The organism is Duganella qianjiadongensis, from assembly GCF_009857915.1.
GTDB classification, from domain to species: Bacteria; Pseudomonadota; Gammaproteobacteria; order Burkholderiales; family Burkholderiaceae_D; genus Rugamonas; species Rugamonas qianjiadongensis.
Genome location: NZ_WWCM01000006.1, coordinates 112,329 through 127,766 on the forward strand (window position 1 = coordinate 112,329; position 15,438 = coordinate 127,766).

The window sequence follows — 15,438 nt, forward strand, 5'->3', positions numbered from 1 at the left end:
CCATCAGCCGCGCTGGCGCGGGCTTACTTCAGTCCTTCAAAGCACACTTTCAGCATATTGCTGACGATAGCATCGGTGGACATCTTGCTGAACTTCTGCAGATATTCCACTGCCGGATCGCAGGTGCGGGCATAGTAGCTGAACAGAATCACGTCGCTGGGCAGTTCCGCATTCAGCAGGCCTTGTTGCTGGGCCTGCTTAACCAGGGTTTCCAGCTGGCGGTTCAGTTTCAGCACTTTCAGCATGTATTTGACGTTGCGCATCAACATGTCGCGCACATGGGCGCTGGTCGATGGCAGAAATGGCAGGCCGCCGTCCAGCCGCACGCGTAAAGCCCACTCCAGCAAAGCTTGCAGCTTCTCCAGCGGCCCCAGGCCCGCATCGAGTTCCCCCATAAAGTCCAGCGCGCCGTCGAGCAGCCGGATCAGCGCCTCGCCCACCAGTTCTTCCTTCGATTTGAAGTGCTTATACAGGCTGGGCTTGGAGATACCGACTGCACCGGCGACGTCGTCCATCGTCATCAGATCATAGCCTTTGCTACTGAGTACAGACGTGGTCGCATCGAGGATGGCGTGCTCGCGCAGCTTAAATGCCTGATTTTTAAAGCTTAATTTATTGAAGATACTCATTGGTAAAATTTAGCTACTAATCAGTAGCATTTTGGTTTGGCTAGTAGTAATATTAGCACGCCGGTAGAGCAACGGCCTACACCATCCCCATAGACTATGACTTCGACACCACAACGCATCGCGATTATCGGCGCGGGCATCAGCGGCCTGGCCAGCGCCTACTTCCTCCATCGCCAGCATCAGGTGGTGCTCTACGAGGCGGGCAGCTATCTGGGCGGGCATACCAATACTGTCGATGTCACGCTGGAAGGCCACACCCATGGGGTCGATACCGGCTTTCTGGTGTACAACGAGCTTACCTACCCCAATCTGATAGCCCTGTTCGACGAACTCGGCGTGGCCAGCACGGCCAGCGATATGTCGTTCGCTGTTTCGATGGCCGACGGTGCGCTGGAATGGGCCGGCACCAGCCTCGACACAGTGTTTGCCCAGCGCCGCAACCTGCTGCGGCCGCAGTTCCTGCGCATGGTGCGCGACATCCTGCATTTCAACCGTCATGCCGCGCGCTTCCTCGCGCTGGCGCAGCAGCAGCCCATGACGCTGGGCCAGCTGCTCGCCGACAACGGCTACGGCGCCAGCTTCCGCGACGCCTATCTGCTGCCTATGGCCGCAGCGATCTGGTCCAGTTCGCCCAGCGATATCCTGCAGTTTCCGGCCACGACCTTCCTGCGCTTCTGCCTCAATCATGCGCTGCTGCAGGTGAATAACCGGCCTCAATGGCGCACAGTACAGGGCGGCGCGCGCAACTATGTGCGCAAGATTGCCGCCACCCTGCCTGATTGCCGCCTCAATAGCCCGGTGCAGCAAGTACGCCGCCATGCCGCGGGCGTAACGGTCACGACAGCGCAAGGCAGCGAGCAATACGACACCGTGATATTCGCCACCCACGCGCCCACCACGCTGGCCCTGCTCGATGCCAGTGGCGCAGAGCGGGCCGTGCTGGCCGGCGTGCGCTACCAGCCCAACACCGCCTATCTGCACACCGATCTGGCGCTGATGCCGCGTCTGCGCAAAGTCTGGTCGGCCTGGAACTACCTGTCCGCGCCGATGCAGGATGGCCAGCGCCCTGTGTGCGTCAGCTACTGGCTCAACCAGTTGCAGCAGCTGCCGTTCAGCACACCGGTGATGGTCACGCTCAACCCGCACACGCCGCCCGCCGCTCAGCACACGCTGGCCAGTTTCCAGTACGAGCATCCCATCATGGACCAGCCAGCCATCGACGCCCAACAGGCACTGGCACAGATACAGGGCAAGGACCGCGTCTGGTTTGCCGGTGCGTGGACCGGTTATGGCTTCCATGAGGACGGCCTGAAATCGGCCCTGCGCATTGCCCGCGCGTTTAACCTTGCCCCTGCCTGGGCCAGCCTGCCATGAACCACGCCGCCCAGCTGCTACAGGGACAGGTCATGCATGCGCGCCTGCGCCCGACAGCCCACCGTTTTGTCTATCCGGTCTGCTACGTGCGCCTCAATCTGGACCAGCTGGAACAGGCCGGCACGCGCTGGTTCGGCATCGACCGCTGGCGCCCGCTGTCAGTGCGCACGCGCGATTACGGGCCGCGCGACGGCAGCAGCCTCGCCCTGTGGATGCGCCAGCTACTGGCTAGCCACGGCGTGGCAGCCGATGGCGCGATCTGGCTGCAGACCTTTCCCCGCGTGTTCGGCTATGTGTTCAACCCCGTCAGCTTCTGGCACTGCCATGATGCGCAGGGCCAGCTACGTGCCGTACTGGCAGAAGTCAATAGCACGTTCGGCGAGACTCACCGCTACCTGCTCACGCTGGGCGGGGCAGATGGCCGGCACCATAGCGTACAGGCCAGCAAGCATATGCACGTTTCGCCTTTCTGCGCAGTCGAGGGGCACTACCGCTTCCGCTTCCGGCTGGCGCAGCCGGCGCACAGTACCAGCATCGATTACTACGATGCGCAGGGCCTGCTGCTGCGCACCTCCGTCAGTGGGCGCCCTCGCCCGCTCGACGATCGGGCCGTGCTGGCAGCGCTGCTGCGCTTTCCCCTGCTGGGCGTGGGCATCGTCGCCCGTATCCACTGGCAGGCTTTGCGCCTGTGGCTCAAGCGCGTGCCCTTCTTCCGCCAGCCGCAAGCGCCGCTCCATTCGACTACCGTGCATCAGGAGATCACCCAATGACCCACATACTGACCAATCCCGCCAGCACTGTTCCCGCCTCCGCACGGCTGTTTCTCGGCCTGTTAGGCAAACTGCGCCACGGCCACCTGGAACTGATCACGCCCGATGGCACCCGCTTGCTGTACGGCGACGCGCATAGCGGCATCCACGCTGTACTGCATGTGCACGACTGGCGTGCCTGCCAGCGGGTGCTGCAGGCTGGCGATATCGGTTTTGCCGAGGCCTATGGCGCCGGCTGGATCAGCACGACGGAACTGACACCCCTGCTACGGCTGGCGCTACGCAACGAGGACGCGCTCGATCAGGTACTGTTTGGCGGCCTACTGGCGCGCTGCTGGTACCGCCTGCGCCACTGGCTGCGCCCGAACACCCGCAAAGGCAGCCAGCGCAACATCCACGCCCACTACGATATCGGCAATGACTTTTACCGCCTGTGGCTGGACCAGAGCTGGACCTACTCGAGCGCGCTGTTCGACGGCGACTACAGCCTGACCCTGCGCGAAGCCCAGCGCCGCAAATACCAGCGCATCATCGATACCCTGCAATTGCGCCCGGGCGACCGCGTGCTGGAAGTGGGTTGCGGCTGGGGCGGTTTTGCCGAACAGGCAGCACTGCAAGGCATACATGTGCATGGCGTCACGATCTCGCCATCGCAGCTGGCGATCGCCCGCCAGCGCCTGCAGGCACTGGGCCTGGAGCAGCGCGCACAGGTGGAACTGTGCGACTACCGCGATCTGCAGGGCAGCTACGACGCCATTGTATCGATCGAGATGTTCGAAGCGGTAGGCGAACAGTACTGGCCCGAATACTTCCGCACCCTGCAGGCGCGCCTGAAGCCGGGCGGCCAGGCACTGGTGCAGTCGATCACCATCGGCGAGCAGCACTTCGACCGCTACCGCAGCAGCACCGATTTCATCCAGGAGTATATTTTCCCCGGCGGTATGCTGCCCAGTATCGAGCGCTTCGAGCAAGGCGCCCGCCGCGCCGGCCTGCAGCCGCAGGGGCGCCATGCTTTCGGCCGCGACTATGCCGAAACCCTGCGCCGCTGGGACCAGCAGTGCCGCGCCACCCGCCCGCAGATTGTGGAACAGGGATACGATGAACGCTTCCTGCGCATCTGGCATCTGTATTTTGCCTACTGCGAAGCAGCGTTCGATGAAGGCCGCACCGACGTCGTGCAGTTCCATCTGCGCAAAGACTGAGCGGAAAGCGCATCATGGCCTTCCATCCCAACGACCGTATCACCGACTGGCGCAACCAGCGTGTGTGGCTGATCGGCGCCTCCAGCGGCATCGGCGCCGCACTCGCCCAGGAGATGCTGGGCGCCGGTGCGCGCGTGGCCCTATCGGCGCGCCGGGTCGAGCGCCTGCAGGCAGTTGCCGCCGCCGCACCGGACGCGCTGATTGCGCCGTTCGACATCCTCAGCCAGACTGACTGGCAGCAGCGCTATCAGCAGGTGTGCAGCCGCTTCGGCGGCGTCGACCTGATTGTGTTCTGCGCTGCCGACTACCACCCGGAGCGCAGCTGGCAGGTCACGCCGGATGGCGCCGCCCGCACGCTGGCGGTAAATCTGGGCAGCGTGTACACCGGCCTCGCCACCGTGTTGCCGGACATGCTGGCGCGCGGCAGCGGCGGTATCGCCATCGTCGCCAGCGTGGCCGGCTATATAGGCCTGCCCAATGCCACAGTGTATGGCCCGAGCAAGGCCGCGCTGATCAATCTGGCCGAACTCCTGTACGCCGACCTGCGCCCACGGGGCTTGGGCGTGTACCTGATCAATCCCGGTTTCGTACAGACGCCGCTCACCGCCAAGAACGATTTCACCATGCCCGCCCTGCAGACGCCGCAGGCGGCTGCCACGGCGATACGCAAGGGTCTGAGCGCCGGCGCCTTCGAAATCCATTTCCCGCGCCGCTTCACGCTGGTGCTCAAGCTGCTGCGCTGGCTGCCCTATCGCCTGCGCTTTGCCCTGATGACGCATTTTCTGGTGCCCACATGAACATCGCAACACCTCTGCTGGACTGGTACGCCACGCTCACGCCGCAGACGCTGGGGCTCGCTGCCCGCTATTACGCGCCGGATGCACGCTTTCGCGATCCTTTCAACGACGTACAGGGCCTGCCTGCCATCATGGCTATCTTCGAACACATGTTTGCTAGCACCGAGCAGCCGCGCTTCGTCATTACCGGCTGCATCGTGCAGGACCGGCAGGCCTTTGCGACGTGGATGTTCAGCTTCGGCCTGCGCGGCCAGACTTACCAGATAGAGGGCGGCAGCCATCTGTGCTTCGACGCGCAGGGGCGGGTGACCATGCACCGTGACTACTGGGACGCGGCGGAAGAGCTGCTGCAAAAGCTGCCAGTCGTGGGTGGGCCGATACGCTGGCTGCGCGGCAAATTCCGCGTGCATACCGGCTAAGGCGCGCCGCCCGCCGGGCTGCTGCACTATTGTTTTCCTCCATTTGCTGTACTGCTTTATGTCTCATACCATGACTTCCAATTCCGCCCGCACCGCCCTCGCCTATCAGCTGATCTGGTTTCCGCTCACATTCGCCTGCGCCGCCCTAGGCGCACGCGCTTCGGTTTCTGCAGCAGCCTTCTATGCCGCCTTGACGCAGCCTGCATGGGCGCCACCGGCGTGGCTGTTCGGCCCCGTATGGAGTGTGCTGTATCTGCTGATGGCCATCGCGGCCTGGCGTATCAGCCGCCAGCCGTCTGGCGCGGCCCGCACGGCGCTGCTCTTGTATGCGGCGCAACTGGCACTGAATGCGCTTTGGAGCTGGCTATTTTTCGGCTGGCATCTGGGTGCGGCGGCGTTCCTGTGCTTGCTTGCGATGTGGGCACTGATACTGGCCACGCTGATCCGCTTTTACCGGCTCGAACGGCTGAGCGCCTGGCTGCTGTTTCCCTACATCGCCTGGGTGAGCTTTGCAGGTGTGCTGTGCTACACCATCTGGCAGCTTAATCCGGTACAGCTGGGCTGAACATGGCGACTACCCTCAAGCTGATACTGGGTGACCAGCTTAACTGCCAGCACAGCTGGTTCCGTCACACTGCGCCGGAAGTGGTGTTCGTGCTGATGGAAGTGCGACAGGAAACCGACTACGTACTGCATCATGCGCAGAAAATTATCGCCATCTTCGCCGCGATGCGCGCACTGGCCACACAACTGCAAGCGGCCGGGCATCGCGTGCATTACCTGCGCATCGACGATGCCGCGAACCGCCAGTCGCTCACCGCCAATCTCGACCACCTGATCGCGCACTATAGTGCCAGCGCGCTGCACTGGCAGGCACCGGACGAATACCGGCTGGACCAGCAGCTCAAAGCCTATGCGGCGCAGCTGGCGATACCGGCGCAGATGGACGATAGCGAACACTTCTTCGCCAGCCGCGATGAAGCTGCGCGCCATTTTGATGGGCGCGCGCGCTGGCTGATGGAATCCTTCTACCGCCAGATGCGTAGCCGCCACGGCGTGCTGATGACGGCCGGCGGACAGCCGCTGGGCGAGCAGTGGAACTTCGATCACGACAACCGCGCATCCTGGCCCGGCCTGCCGTGGGAACCGTCGGACCAGCGCCCCCATCACGACCATAGTGCGCTGTGGCAGACCATACAGGACGCGGGCGTGGCCAGTTTCGGCCAGCCGCATGCCGATGACTTCCGCTGGCCGCTCAATCGCGCCGAGGCGCTGCAACAGCTGGACGATTTCATCAGCGTGGCACTGCCTCACTTCGGCCGCTTTCAGGACGCCATGAGCAGCAAGGCATGGCGGCTATTTCATTCGCTGCTCTCGTTCGCGATGAATAGCAAGATGCTCGATCCGCAAACCGTGGTGGCCCGGGTCGAGGCGGCCTACCATGAGGGCCACGTGCCACTGGCCTCGGCTGAAGGCTACATCCGCCAGATTCTGGGCTGGCGCGAATATGTGCGCGGCGTGTACTGGCACCGCATGCCGGGCTATGACCAGCTCAACGCCTTCGGCCATCAAGCGCCGCTGCCGCACTGGTTCTGGAGCGGCGACACGCGCATGCGCTGTCTGGCCGCGGCGATTGGCCAGTCGCTCGAACATGCGCACAGCCACCACATCAACCGGCTGATGGTGATCGGGAATTTCAGCCTGCTGGCGGGGCTGTCGCCGCAAGCGCTGCACGAATGGTATCTGGGCGTGTATATCGATGCCTTCGAATGGGTGGAGCTGCCCAACACGCTGGGCATGAGCCAGTTTGCCGATGGCGGGCTGCTCGCCACCAAGCCCTATGTGGCGAGCGCCGCGTATATCGACCGCATGAGTGACTATTGCAAAGGTTGCCACTACCAGAAGAAGCAGCGCAGCGGCGAACGGGCTTGTCCGTACAACGCGCTGTACTGGGATTTCTTCCTGCGTAACGCCGCCACTCTGAGCAAGAATCACCGTCTGGGCATGGTGTACCAGCAGCTCAGAAAAATGGATGGCACGGCACTGGCGCAACTGCAGGAACAGGCAGCGCAGACCCGCGCCACGCTGGAAAATCTCTAACCCGGATGCCCCCTCTACGGGACAGAAGCTCGGGTTAATGATAAGATGCTGGCTCGCCAAAATTGCCCATATTGGGGCATACGCGTTTTAAGAATCTAAGGTTGCACATGCTTGCGGATTTACACTTTCTCGTCGTCGATGATTTTTCAGGTATGCGGGCCGTGATCGGCAACCTGCTGAAAGATCTCGGCTACGGCAAAGTGACGGAAGCTGCCGACGGACGCGAAGCGCTGGCCCGTCTCAACCACAACGATTCCGTCCCGCCGATCAACTTCATCATCACCGATCTGAACATGCCGCAGATGGATGGGCTGGAGCTGCTGAAAACCGTGCGCTCGACCCGCGAGTTCCGCAAGATGCCGGTGCTGATCGTCACTGCGGAAGGCAAGCGCGACAACATCCTCTCGGTTGCCCAAGCGGGCGCCGACGGCTACATCGTCAAGCCGTTCACCAGCGCCACCCTCAAAGAAAAGATCGAGAAGATCGTGCAGAAGCGCAGCGTCGCTGCCTGAAGCGCTCTGCACGGACCTTTGCCGCATGCTGCCGTTTCAGACAGCGGCTAGCGCTTGCTCCAGATCGGCCAGCAAGTCATCGATATGCTCTATACCTACGGACAGGCGTACGGTATCGACCGTCACACCCGCTTTGGCCAGTTCCTGCTCATTGAGCTGGCGGTGCGTAGTCGAAGCAGGATGGCAAGCCAGCGATTTGGCGTCCCCGATATTCACCAGACGGGTGAACAGCTTGAGTGCATCCTGAAAGCGCGCGCCGCCTTCCAGTCCGCCCTGCACGCCGAAAGTCAGCAGACCGGATGACCGTCCGCCCAGATATTTCTGCGCCAAGCCGTGATCGCGGTGGCCTTCCAGCCCGGCGTAATTCACCCACTGTACTTTGGCGTGCCGGCCCAGGAACTGCGCCACCTTCAGCGCATTTTCCGTGATCCGCTCCATCCGCAGTGCCAGCGTTTCTATGCCCTGCAGAATAAGGAAGGCATTGAATGGCGAAATGGCAGCACCGGTATTGCGCAGTGGCACGACGCGGGCGCGGCCTATGTAGGCGGCAGGTCCCAGCGCCTGCGTGTAGACCACGCCATGATAGGACACGTCCGGTTCGTTCAGGCGCTTGAAGCGTTGCGGATGATCGGCCCAGGGGAATTTGCCGGAATCGACGATGGCACCGCCAATCGAATTGCCATGGCCGCCCAGATACTTGGTCAGCGAATGTACGACGATGTCGGCGCCATGCTCGATAGGACGCAGCAGATACGGCGATGCCACCGTGTTGTCGACGATCAGCGGTACACCGTGCCGGTGGGCGATTTCCGCGATTGCAGCGATGTCGGTGATATTCCCCAGCGGATTGCCGATCGATTCGATGAATACCGCTTTGGTGCGCTCATCGATCAGCGCCTCGAACGATGCCGGATCGCGCGCGTCGGCAAAACGCGTGCTGATGCCGAACTGCGGCAATGTGTGGGCAAACAGATTATAGGTGCCGCCATACAGGGCCGAGGCGGAGACGATATTGTCGCCCGCTTCGGCGATGGTCTGAATGGCATAGGTAATCGCGGCCTGCCCCGACGCCAGCGCCAGTGCCGCAATGCCCCCTTCGAGTGCTGCAACGCGCTGTTCCAGCACATCCTGCGTCGGGTTCATGATACGGGTGTAGATATTTCCCTGCACCTTGAGATCAAACAGATCGGCGCCATGCTGGGTGTCGTCGAAGGCATAGGCCACCGTCTGATAGATCGGCACCGCCACAGCGCGGGTAGTAGGGTCAGGTTGGTAGCCGCCGTGCACGGCGATAGTTTCCAGCTTCATTCGGTCTCCATTAAGTGGTGAGATGAGAGTATTCCACCAGCTTAAAACCGACCCTACATACACTCAACGATTTAAATCACACATCGATATAAAAAAAACATCTTAAGCGTCTTGGCGAGCGTGATTAATCGATGCCGAGCTGGCGCTGGATCTGTTCCAGCGCGACACCCTTGGTTTCCGGTACGGACAGACGCACCCACAGCAGCTGCAGCACCATCATCAGGCAGAAGAACAGGAAGATCCACGATGCCTGCGTAGGCTGCTGGTTGGCGCCCGACCATTCCACCATCTGCGGGAACACCGTGGTCAGCAAGGCGGCAAACACCCAGTGCGTGGCGCTGCCCAGCGTCTGACCCTGCGCACGGTAGCGGCTAGGGAAGATTTCAGATATCAGCACCCAGATTACCGCGCCCTGCCCCACGGCATGGGCAGCGATAAAGGCAAAAATGCAGGCGGGTACGATGCTGAAATGGCCAGTCTGGAACGCCCAGGCGCACAGGCCCAGCGAAACTATGTAACCCACCGAGCCGATGTAGAGCAGGCTGCGCCGGCCCAGACGATCGATCAGCCACAGCCCCGCAAAGGTGAACACCAGATTGGTAATGCCTATGCCTACCGATTGCAGCATGGCGGCCTTGGCACCTAGCCCGGTCAGCTCGAAGATACGCGGCGCAAAATACAGTATCGCATTGATACCGGATAGCTGATTAAAAAACGCCACCAGAAACGCCAGCGCGATCGGCTTGCGCAAACGCCAGCTCCAGAAACCGCTGCTGCTCTGCACCGAAATTGCCGAAGCGCTTGCTATGGCGTCGGCCTGGGCCTGCAGTTCCGCTTCGCTGCATTGCGGCTGGATCAGGCGCAGCACGGCCAGAGCGCCTGCACGGTCCCCCTTACGGGCCAGCAACCAGCGCGGACTTTCCGGCAGGACGAGGCAGAACAAGGTGTACAGCACCGAAGGCAGCGCTGCCACGCCCAGCATCCAGCGCCATGCCTGTTCGCCTGTACCGGCCAGTGCGGCATTGGAAGCGAAGGCCACCACTATGCCGAACACGATGTTGAACTGGAACATGCCAGCCAGCCTGCCACGCAGCGCGGGCGGGGCAATTTCGGAAATGTACAGGGGCGCAACTATGGTGGAGATGCCTATCCCTACGCCGCCAATGAAACGGGCAACAATGAAGGTGGTCACGTCATTCGCCAGCGCACAGCCCAGTGCCGACAGGATGTACAGCACGCCTATCCACTGCAGCGTAGCACGCCGCCCCAGCCGGTCAGTTGGCCAGCCGCCCAGCAGCGAGCCCAGCACCGTGCCGTACAGGGCAGCGCCTAGTGCCAGCCCGTGCATGCCGGCGCTCAGGCCCCATAGCTTCTGTATGGTCTGCTCGGCACCGGAAATGACCACGGTATCGAAGCCGAACAGAAAACCAGCAAGTGCAGACGTAATAGCCCAGAAAAACAGCTTGCCGGTGAGTTGCTGCGGCGCTGAGCCGCCTATGCTGGCGCTGCCAGCCTCATTGCCATGATGTAGTTGCATACAAGTGATCCGTAAAGTTGGATGGACTAGCATTGCAAAGCGGCATGTTTAAGGGCGCCCGCAGTAGGAGATCGGTAAATTCTGGGGGCAGTATAGCGATATTTTTGTAGTTTTACTACACGCAATGAAAAGTTGCCGCAGAAAAACCACACTGCTGGCGGCGAGTAGCGGCGGGCAAGCCGCTAAGGCTGGCGTGCTAGCAATTGCTGCAACGCCAGGCCTACGCTGTTGTAGCGGTAGACAAAACCGGTAGCCAGCGTGCGGGTGGGAATGGCACGTTGTCCGCCCAGCAGCAGCACCGCCATCTCGCCTAGCATCAGCCGCAACAGCCAGCCCGGCAGCGGCAACATTGCAGGCCGGCGCAGGCATGCCGCCAGCGTGCCGGTAAAGTCGACATTGCGCACCGGCTCCGGTGCGCAGCCGTTATACACGCCGTGGCAGGAGCTCTGCATCAGCAGGTGATCGAACAGCCCTAACAGATCATCGATGTGTATCCACGGCATCCATTGCTGACCAGTGCCTAAGCGCCCGCCCAGTCCCAGTCTGAACGGCGGCAACAGGCGCGCCAGCATACCACCCCGCTGGGCGAGTACGGGAGCAATACGGACGATGGCGACACGCGTACCGGCCTGCATGGCCTGCTGCGCAGCCTGTTCCCATGCCACACATAATTGCGCCCCAAAATCATCGCCGGGCGTGGTGCTGGCTTCATCAAGTCTGGCCTCGCCAGCATCGCCATACCAGCCCACGGCTGAGGCTGATAGCAGCAGCGGCACGGGAGCAGGCCGCAGTGCCATCCAGCGCACCAGTTGGTCAGTGGCATAGACCCGGCTTTCCCACAGCAATCGTTTGCGCGCATCGCGCCATGGCCGGTCTGCAATCGGCGCGCCGGCCAGATTCAGCACCGCATCGGGCAGGTAGTCGGGGGCCAGCTCGGCCAGGCTGGCAATGCCCTGCGCGCCCGCGCACAACGCGCCCACCCGCGCTGGCGTGCGGCTTAATACAGTCAGTTCATGCCCCGCCGCGCGCCAGCGCGCACATAGCGCACTCCCTATCAAGCCGGTTCCGCCGGTAATCAGTATCTTCATCGCTCAGCTGCCTCCTGCCAGCACCGCGCCGGGGCGATGGCTGCGCCGGCAACGCTCCGAGCAATACAGCACCTGCTCCCAGTCGCGCTCCCATTTCTTGCGCCAGCTAAACATCAAGCCGCAATGCCGGCAGGCTTTCTGTGGCAGATGGTGCTTTTTGTGCGCCATAGTGTCAGGCGCGCCCCAGCACCGAGGCGGAGGCTATCAGCTCGTCCACCAGCGCCATCGAACTGCTGCCCGGAAGCTGGAAGGGATCGAACACGGGCAGCGCCGAATAGCGCAGCAAGGTTGCAGGATTGAGGCGGTCCAGATTGGTCTGCCCCATGGTCCAGCCGGCATAGCGCCGCTCGGTGATTTCGGCGTAGTGCAGCAGCACGACGTCGCTGTGCCGCTCGTCGCGCTGGATGCGCGAGAACAGCCGGTTGACCTGCTCGCGGCCACCTTCGAGCAACTGCAGGAAATAGCGGTCGCCGTGACACAGCACGCCGGTGATGCCCTCGTGCGGATTATGCAGACGGGCCTGCTGGAGTATCACGCTCACGGTGGCGGCCGTGGTGGTGTTGACAGCGCGGCTGGCGTACAGAAGTTGAACTAGCATGGCGACTCCGTATCGTGAACGTTAGCGTTTAATCAGAGAGAGGAACTCGCGGCGCAAGGCGGGATCTTTCAGGAAAGAGCCGTGCATCACACTATTCACCATCAGCGCCTCGGTATCCTTGACGCCGCGCCAGTGCATACAGAAGTGCTCGGCTTCCATGATGACGGCCAGACCGTCCGGCTGCATTTTCTCCTGCAGCAGCTCGGCCAGCTGTACCACCGCCTCCTCCTGTATCTGCGGGCGGTTCATCACCCACGCAGCCAGACGCGCATATTTGGACAGGCCTATCAGGTTGGAATGCTGGTTGGGCATCACCCCTATCCATACTTTGCCCATGATGGGGCAGAGGTGATGCGAGCAGGCGCTGCGCACCGTAATCGGGCCGATAATCATCAACTCGTTCAGCAGCGCAGCATTAGGGAATTCCGTCACAGGCGGCGGCGCGGTGTAACGCCCGCCGAAAATCTCCTGCAAATACATCTTGGCGACGCGCCTTGCAGTGCCTTGTGTGTTGTGATCGCTGACGGTATCGATTACCAGACTTTCCAGCACGCCTTGCATGCGGGCACTGACCTCGTCCAGCAACTGTTCCATTTCGCCCGGCTCGATAAACGCAGCGATATTGTCATTGGCGTGGAAGCGTGTGCCGCTGGCAGTCAGGCGCGCACGGATGCGCTGGGAGACGCTCAGGGACTGCTCTTCGGCAGGAATAGGCAGATAGTTCATGGGGCCGCTTTCAGAAAAAAACGCTGCAAGGTGAAGCACCGCACAGCCTGTCAGACACATGATACTACTACTTGGTAACTTCCGCTACTAATCAGTAACCAAGCCCGCTGCTTGCCGCCCCATCGACTATCGCACAGTAGTGCGCGCTTGGCACTGCCGGAACGCGGCCATGCCGCTAGCACGGTTGGCACGTTCTGCCAGCACACGCTCGGCGCTACTGGCGTATTGCCGGTCCCACGCCAGTACCTTAGGCGTCATCAGGCGGTGCCAGAGTGGCGGAATCAGGGCCACTACAATCGTCGTCAGGTAGCCGCCTATCATCATCGGGGCATCAGGATAAGGCTTGAGATCCTGATACGGCACCTCGCCCTGCGCATGGTGATGCGAATGGCGCGTCAGGTTGAACATGGTCCAGGAGCTGAGACGGCGGTTGGTATTCCACGAATGACGCGGCTGCACCGGCGTGGCCGGATCGCGCACCATGCCGTAGTGCTCCATGTAGTTGACCACCTCCAGCAATGCCTTACCAAATAGTGCGCACAGCACGAAGTAACCGGCAACTAGCGGGCCGCCCGCCAGCCAGGCCAGCGCCACAAGAACCGCACTGAGCAGATGACCGCGGATTACCGCGTTATACGGCGACCAGACACTATGCCCCTGCCGTTGCAGGCGGCGCACCTCGATCTCCCACGCACTGAGATTGCCGCGCACCGTCGATACCAGCACATGCCAGTAGACATTGCGGCCACGTGGCGCCGTTGCGGGGTCCTGCTCGGTGGAGACATAACGATGGTGTCCATACACGTGCTCGATCGAGAACACGGTATCGAAGCTGAAGGCCAGCAGGCAGCGCCCCACCAGCATCGAGACGGGATCCCAGGTACGGTGGGTCAGTTCATGGCCGGTGATGGTTCCTACCATGCCTATCATCAGTCCCGTCAGCAGCACGCCGCTGAGGTGATGCAGCGGCGTGGTAGTAGCGCGCGCTGCCAGCAGATCGTAACCCGTTAGTGCGCCCAGCCGTGCGCCTAAGTGCAGCACATCGGCATCGCATACGCTCCACACGGATGCCAGCACTATGGCCGCCAGCAAAGGCAGAGCGAGCCAGAGCTGGAACGTGAGCAAGCCGCCCCAGACTAGCGTAGGCGTGGATGTATCGTCACCGCTGATGGCGTCGCCCACGATATACAGCGCCAGGATGAAGGCTAAGCCGGCGCTGATCCAGCTCCCGCCAGCCAGCAAGGCCGCCAGCGCCGTCAGCCCGATCAGATGAAATAGAAAATACTTCAGATAATGCAGCAGCTTCATTTACGTCTCCTTTTTTATAGTGGTGAACCGGTCTGCATGAAGATGGGCGGCAGCCACGCCCTGTTCGAGCAAGCTGGCGGTGCAGGCGTCTACCATGGCGGGCGGCCCGCATAGATAAGCATGGGCACCTGCTGGCAGGTAGGAAGCAATGTGTTGCGGAATCAGGCCGCTTGCGCCCGGCCAGTCGGTCTCTTCGGAGAGGACGGGGATGAATGCAAAGCGTCCGCGCCAACTGCGCGCCAGCGTGCCGATCTCGTCGACGGCATACAGATCGGCACGGCGACGCACACCGAACATCAGCGTGGCATCGCGCTGCACACCCTGCTGCGCCGCGTCCTGCAGCAGCGCGAGCACGGGAGCCAGTCCGCTGCCGCCCGCTATCAAGAGGAGCGGCGCGCTAGCCTCACGCAGCCAGAAATCACCACAGGGACCGGACACCGTGACAGCTTCATTGAGCACGCTGTGCTGATGGACGCGGCTGGAAAACTGACCGCCTGCCATGTGTTTGATGAAGAACTGCACGCGACCATCGGGACTGGAAGGCGTGGCGAACGAATAGCTGCGCGCGCAGTCAGGCATGCTTTCCAGTGCCAGCTGAGCGTACTGGCCGGCCCTGTAGTCGAGCTGGCTGTCGAGTTGTATGGTCAGGCGGCAGATGTCATGGGTGAGCTGGTCCTGCCCGACGACGCGCCCGGCTATCTGTTGCTGGTATGGTGTGCTATCGAACGGTACTTCGATCGCCACATTCTGGGTGGGAACGGACTGGCAGGCCAGTATGTAGCCAGCCGCGAGTTCCTGTTCTGTCAGCACATAGGCGGAGCTGGTGAGTTCTTTGACTTTGCCGGAGACTAGCCGGCACTTGCAGCTTGCACAGCCGCCGACCCGGCAGCTGTGCGGAAATGCCAGGCCGTTGCGCAGCGCTGCTTGCAGTACCGTTTCCCGTGCCTGCATGGGAAAAGTCAGCCCATTGATAGTGGCAAGGGGCAGCGCAGCTTTTTTGAACAGTGAAAACATGATGTCGACCAAGTCTTGAGGAGACTTGATCGTAGGCCAGCCAGTCCGATACAACG

The 15,438-nt window shown here is 61.8% G+C and carries 17 protein-coding genes; 8 read left to right on the plus strand and 9 right to left on the minus strand.

Translation table 11 applies throughout. The features are described from left to right. Positions 1-23: 23 nt before the first annotated feature. Entirely contained in the window at positions 24-629 is a 606-nt protein-coding gene (locus tag GTP27_RS10560) for a TetR/AcrR family transcriptional regulator (protein ID WP_161039146.1), read from the minus strand. Between the two features lie 96 nt (positions 630-725). Between GTP27_RS10560 and GTP27_RS10565 the strand changes: the two genes are divergently transcribed. From GTP27_RS10565 to GTP27_RS10600, 8 genes are all read left to right on the plus strand, one after another. Beyond that, a complete protein-coding gene (locus tag GTP27_RS10565) occupies positions 726-2,003 on the plus strand; it encodes an NAD(P)/FAD-dependent oxidoreductase (protein ID WP_161039147.1) in 1,278 nt (425 codons plus the stop codon). Beyond that, positions 2,000-2,773 carry a DUF1365 domain-containing protein gene (locus GTP27_RS10570; protein ID WP_161039148.1) on the plus strand — a complete coding sequence of 258 codons (774 nt, stop codon included), beginning with the start codon at positions 2,000-2,002 and terminating at the stop codon, positions 2,771-2,773. Before GTP27_RS10565 ends, GTP27_RS10570 begins: the two co-directional genes overlap by 4 nt. Beyond that, the gene (locus tag GTP27_RS10575; protein ID WP_161039149.1) at positions 2,770-3,975 is read left to right on the plus strand and encodes an SAM-dependent methyltransferase; all 1,206 of its coding nucleotides are present in this window, start codon (positions 2,770-2,772) and stop codon (positions 3,973-3,975) included. Before GTP27_RS10570 ends, GTP27_RS10575 begins: the two co-directional genes overlap by 4 nt. A 14-nt stretch (positions 3,976-3,989) precedes the next feature. Then, on the plus strand, positions 3,990-4,772 hold the full coding sequence (locus GTP27_RS10580) for an SDR family NAD(P)-dependent oxidoreductase (RefSeq protein WP_161039150.1): 783 nt from the start codon (positions 3,990-3,992) through the stop codon (positions 4,770-4,772). After that, a complete protein-coding gene (locus GTP27_RS10585) occupies positions 4,769-5,191 on the plus strand; it encodes a nuclear transport factor 2 family protein (RefSeq protein ID WP_161039151.1) in 423 nt (140 codons plus the stop codon). The genes GTP27_RS10580 and GTP27_RS10585 overlap by 4 nt, the downstream gene beginning before the upstream one ends. 70 nt (positions 5,192-5,261) lie before the next feature. Continuing rightward, the gene (locus GTP27_RS10590; RefSeq protein ID WP_161039152.1) at positions 5,262-5,756 is read left to right on the plus strand and encodes a TspO/MBR family protein; all 495 of its coding nucleotides are present in this window, start codon (positions 5,262-5,264) and stop codon (positions 5,754-5,756) included. Between the two features lie 2 nt (positions 5,757-5,758). Further along, a complete protein-coding gene (locus GTP27_RS10595) occupies positions 5,759-7,291 on the plus strand; it encodes a cryptochrome/photolyase family protein (protein ID WP_161039153.1) in 1,533 nt (510 codons plus the stop codon). Between the two features lie 107 nt (positions 7,292-7,398). After that, complete coding sequence (locus tag GTP27_RS10600) at positions 7,399-7,803, plus strand: response regulator (RefSeq protein WP_161039154.1); 405 nt, start codon at positions 7,399-7,401, stop codon at positions 7,801-7,803. A gap of 36 nt (positions 7,804-7,839) precedes the next feature. Here the strand turns inward: GTP27_RS10600 and GTP27_RS10605 are convergent, their stop codons facing one another. The 8 genes from GTP27_RS10605 to GTP27_RS10640 form a co-directional block, all read right to left on the minus strand. Continuing rightward, a complete protein-coding gene (locus tag GTP27_RS10605) occupies positions 7,840-9,111 on the minus strand; it encodes an O-acetylhomoserine aminocarboxypropyltransferase/cysteine synthase family protein (protein WP_161039155.1) in 1,272 nt (423 codons plus the stop codon). Positions 9,112-9,235: 124 nt separating this feature from the next. Continuing rightward, positions 9,236-10,648 carry a sugar porter family MFS transporter gene (locus tag GTP27_RS10610; protein WP_161039156.1) on the minus strand — a complete coding sequence of 471 codons (1,413 nt, stop codon included), beginning with the start codon at positions 10,646-10,648 and terminating at the stop codon, positions 9,236-9,238. 182 nt (positions 10,649-10,830) lie between these two features. Further along, positions 10,831-11,736, minus strand: coding sequence for a TIGR01777 family oxidoreductase (locus GTP27_RS10615; protein ID WP_161039157.1), 906 nt, complete (start codon positions 11,734-11,736; stop codon positions 10,831-10,833). Positions 11,737-11,739: 3 nt separating this feature from the next. After that, positions 11,740-11,904: a DUF2256 domain-containing protein gene (locus tag GTP27_RS10620; protein WP_161039158.1), complete on the minus strand. Its 165-nt coding sequence runs from the start codon at positions 11,902-11,904 to the stop codon at positions 11,740-11,742. A gap of 4 nt (positions 11,905-11,908) precedes the next feature. After that, a complete protein-coding gene (locus GTP27_RS10625) occupies positions 11,909-12,334 on the minus strand; it encodes a BLUF domain-containing protein (RefSeq protein ID WP_161039159.1) in 426 nt (141 codons plus the stop codon). A gap of 21 nt (positions 12,335-12,355) precedes the next feature. After that, positions 12,356-13,060, minus strand: coding sequence for a GTP cyclohydrolase I (gene folE / locus GTP27_RS10630; RefSeq protein WP_161039160.1), 705 nt, complete (start codon positions 13,058-13,060; stop codon positions 12,356-12,358). Positions 13,061-13,186: 126 nt separating this feature from the next. Further along, positions 13,187-14,368, minus strand: a complete 1,182-nt coding sequence (locus GTP27_RS10635) for an alkane 1-monooxygenase (RefSeq protein WP_161039161.1) — start codon at positions 14,366-14,368, stop codon at positions 13,187-13,189. Next, on the minus strand, positions 14,369-15,382 hold the full coding sequence (locus GTP27_RS10640) for a 2Fe-2S iron-sulfur cluster-binding protein (RefSeq protein ID WP_161039162.1): 1,014 nt from the start codon (positions 15,380-15,382) through the stop codon (positions 14,369-14,371). Positions 15,383-15,438: the final 56 nt, after the last annotated feature.

Excerpts from the sequence above, each read along its gene's own strand:
- GTP27_RS10590 (WP_161039152.1), top strand. The coding sequence starts at position 5,262 with ATGACTTCCAATTCCGCCCGCACCGCCCTCGCCTATCAGCTGATCTGG.
- GTP27_RS10560 (WP_161039146.1), bottom strand. The coding sequence starts at position 629 with ATGAGTATCTTCAATAAATTAAGCTTTAAAAATCAGGCATTTAAGCTG.
- GTP27_RS10615 (WP_161039157.1), bottom strand. The coding sequence starts at position 11,736 with ATGAAGATACTGATTACCGGCGGAACCGGCTTGATAGGGAGTGCGCTA.
- GTP27_RS10595 (WP_161039153.1), top strand. The coding sequence starts at position 5,759 with ATGGCGACTACCCTCAAGCTGATACTGGGTGACCAGCTTAACTGCCAG.
- GTP27_RS10575 (WP_161039149.1), top strand. The coding sequence starts at position 2,770 with ATGACCCACATACTGACCAATCCCGCCAGCACTGTTCCCGCCTCCGCA.
- GTP27_RS10635 (WP_161039161.1), bottom strand. The coding sequence starts at position 14,368 with ATGAAGCTGCTGCATTATCTGAAGTATTTTCTATTTCATCTGATCGGG.
- folE (WP_161039160.1), bottom strand. The coding sequence starts at position 13,060 with ATGAACTATCTGCCTATTCCTGCCGAAGAGCAGTCCCTGAGCGTCTCC.
- GTP27_RS10565 (WP_161039147.1), top strand. The coding sequence starts at position 726 with ATGACTTCGACACCACAACGCATCGCGATTATCGGCGCGGGCATCAGC.
- GTP27_RS10640 (WP_161039162.1), bottom strand. The coding sequence starts at position 15,382 with ATGTTTTCACTGTTCAAAAAAGCTGCGCTGCCCCTTGCCACTATCAAT.
- GTP27_RS10620 (WP_161039158.1), bottom strand. The coding sequence starts at position 11,904 with ATGGCGCACAAAAAGCACCATCTGCCACAGAAAGCCTGCCGGCATTGC.
- GTP27_RS10610 (WP_161039156.1), bottom strand. The coding sequence starts at position 10,648 with ATGCAACTACATCATGGCAATGAGGCTGGCAGCGCCAGCATAGGCGGC.
- GTP27_RS10600 (WP_161039154.1), top strand. The coding sequence starts at position 7,399 with ATGCTTGCGGATTTACACTTTCTCGTCGTCGATGATTTTTCAGGTATG.
- GTP27_RS10580 (WP_161039150.1), top strand. The coding sequence starts at position 3,990 with ATGGCCTTCCATCCCAACGACCGTATCACCGACTGGCGCAACCAGCGT.
- GTP27_RS10585 (WP_161039151.1), top strand. The coding sequence starts at position 4,769 with ATGAACATCGCAACACCTCTGCTGGACTGGTACGCCACGCTCACGCCG.
- GTP27_RS10625 (WP_161039159.1), bottom strand. The coding sequence starts at position 12,334 with ATGCTAGTTCAACTTCTGTACGCCAGCCGCGCTGTCAACACCACCACG.
- GTP27_RS10570 (WP_161039148.1), top strand. The coding sequence starts at position 2,000 with ATGAACCACGCCGCCCAGCTGCTACAGGGACAGGTCATGCATGCGCGC.
- GTP27_RS10605 (WP_161039155.1), bottom strand. The coding sequence starts at position 9,111 with ATGAAGCTGGAAACTATCGCCGTGCACGGCGGCTACCAACCTGACCCT.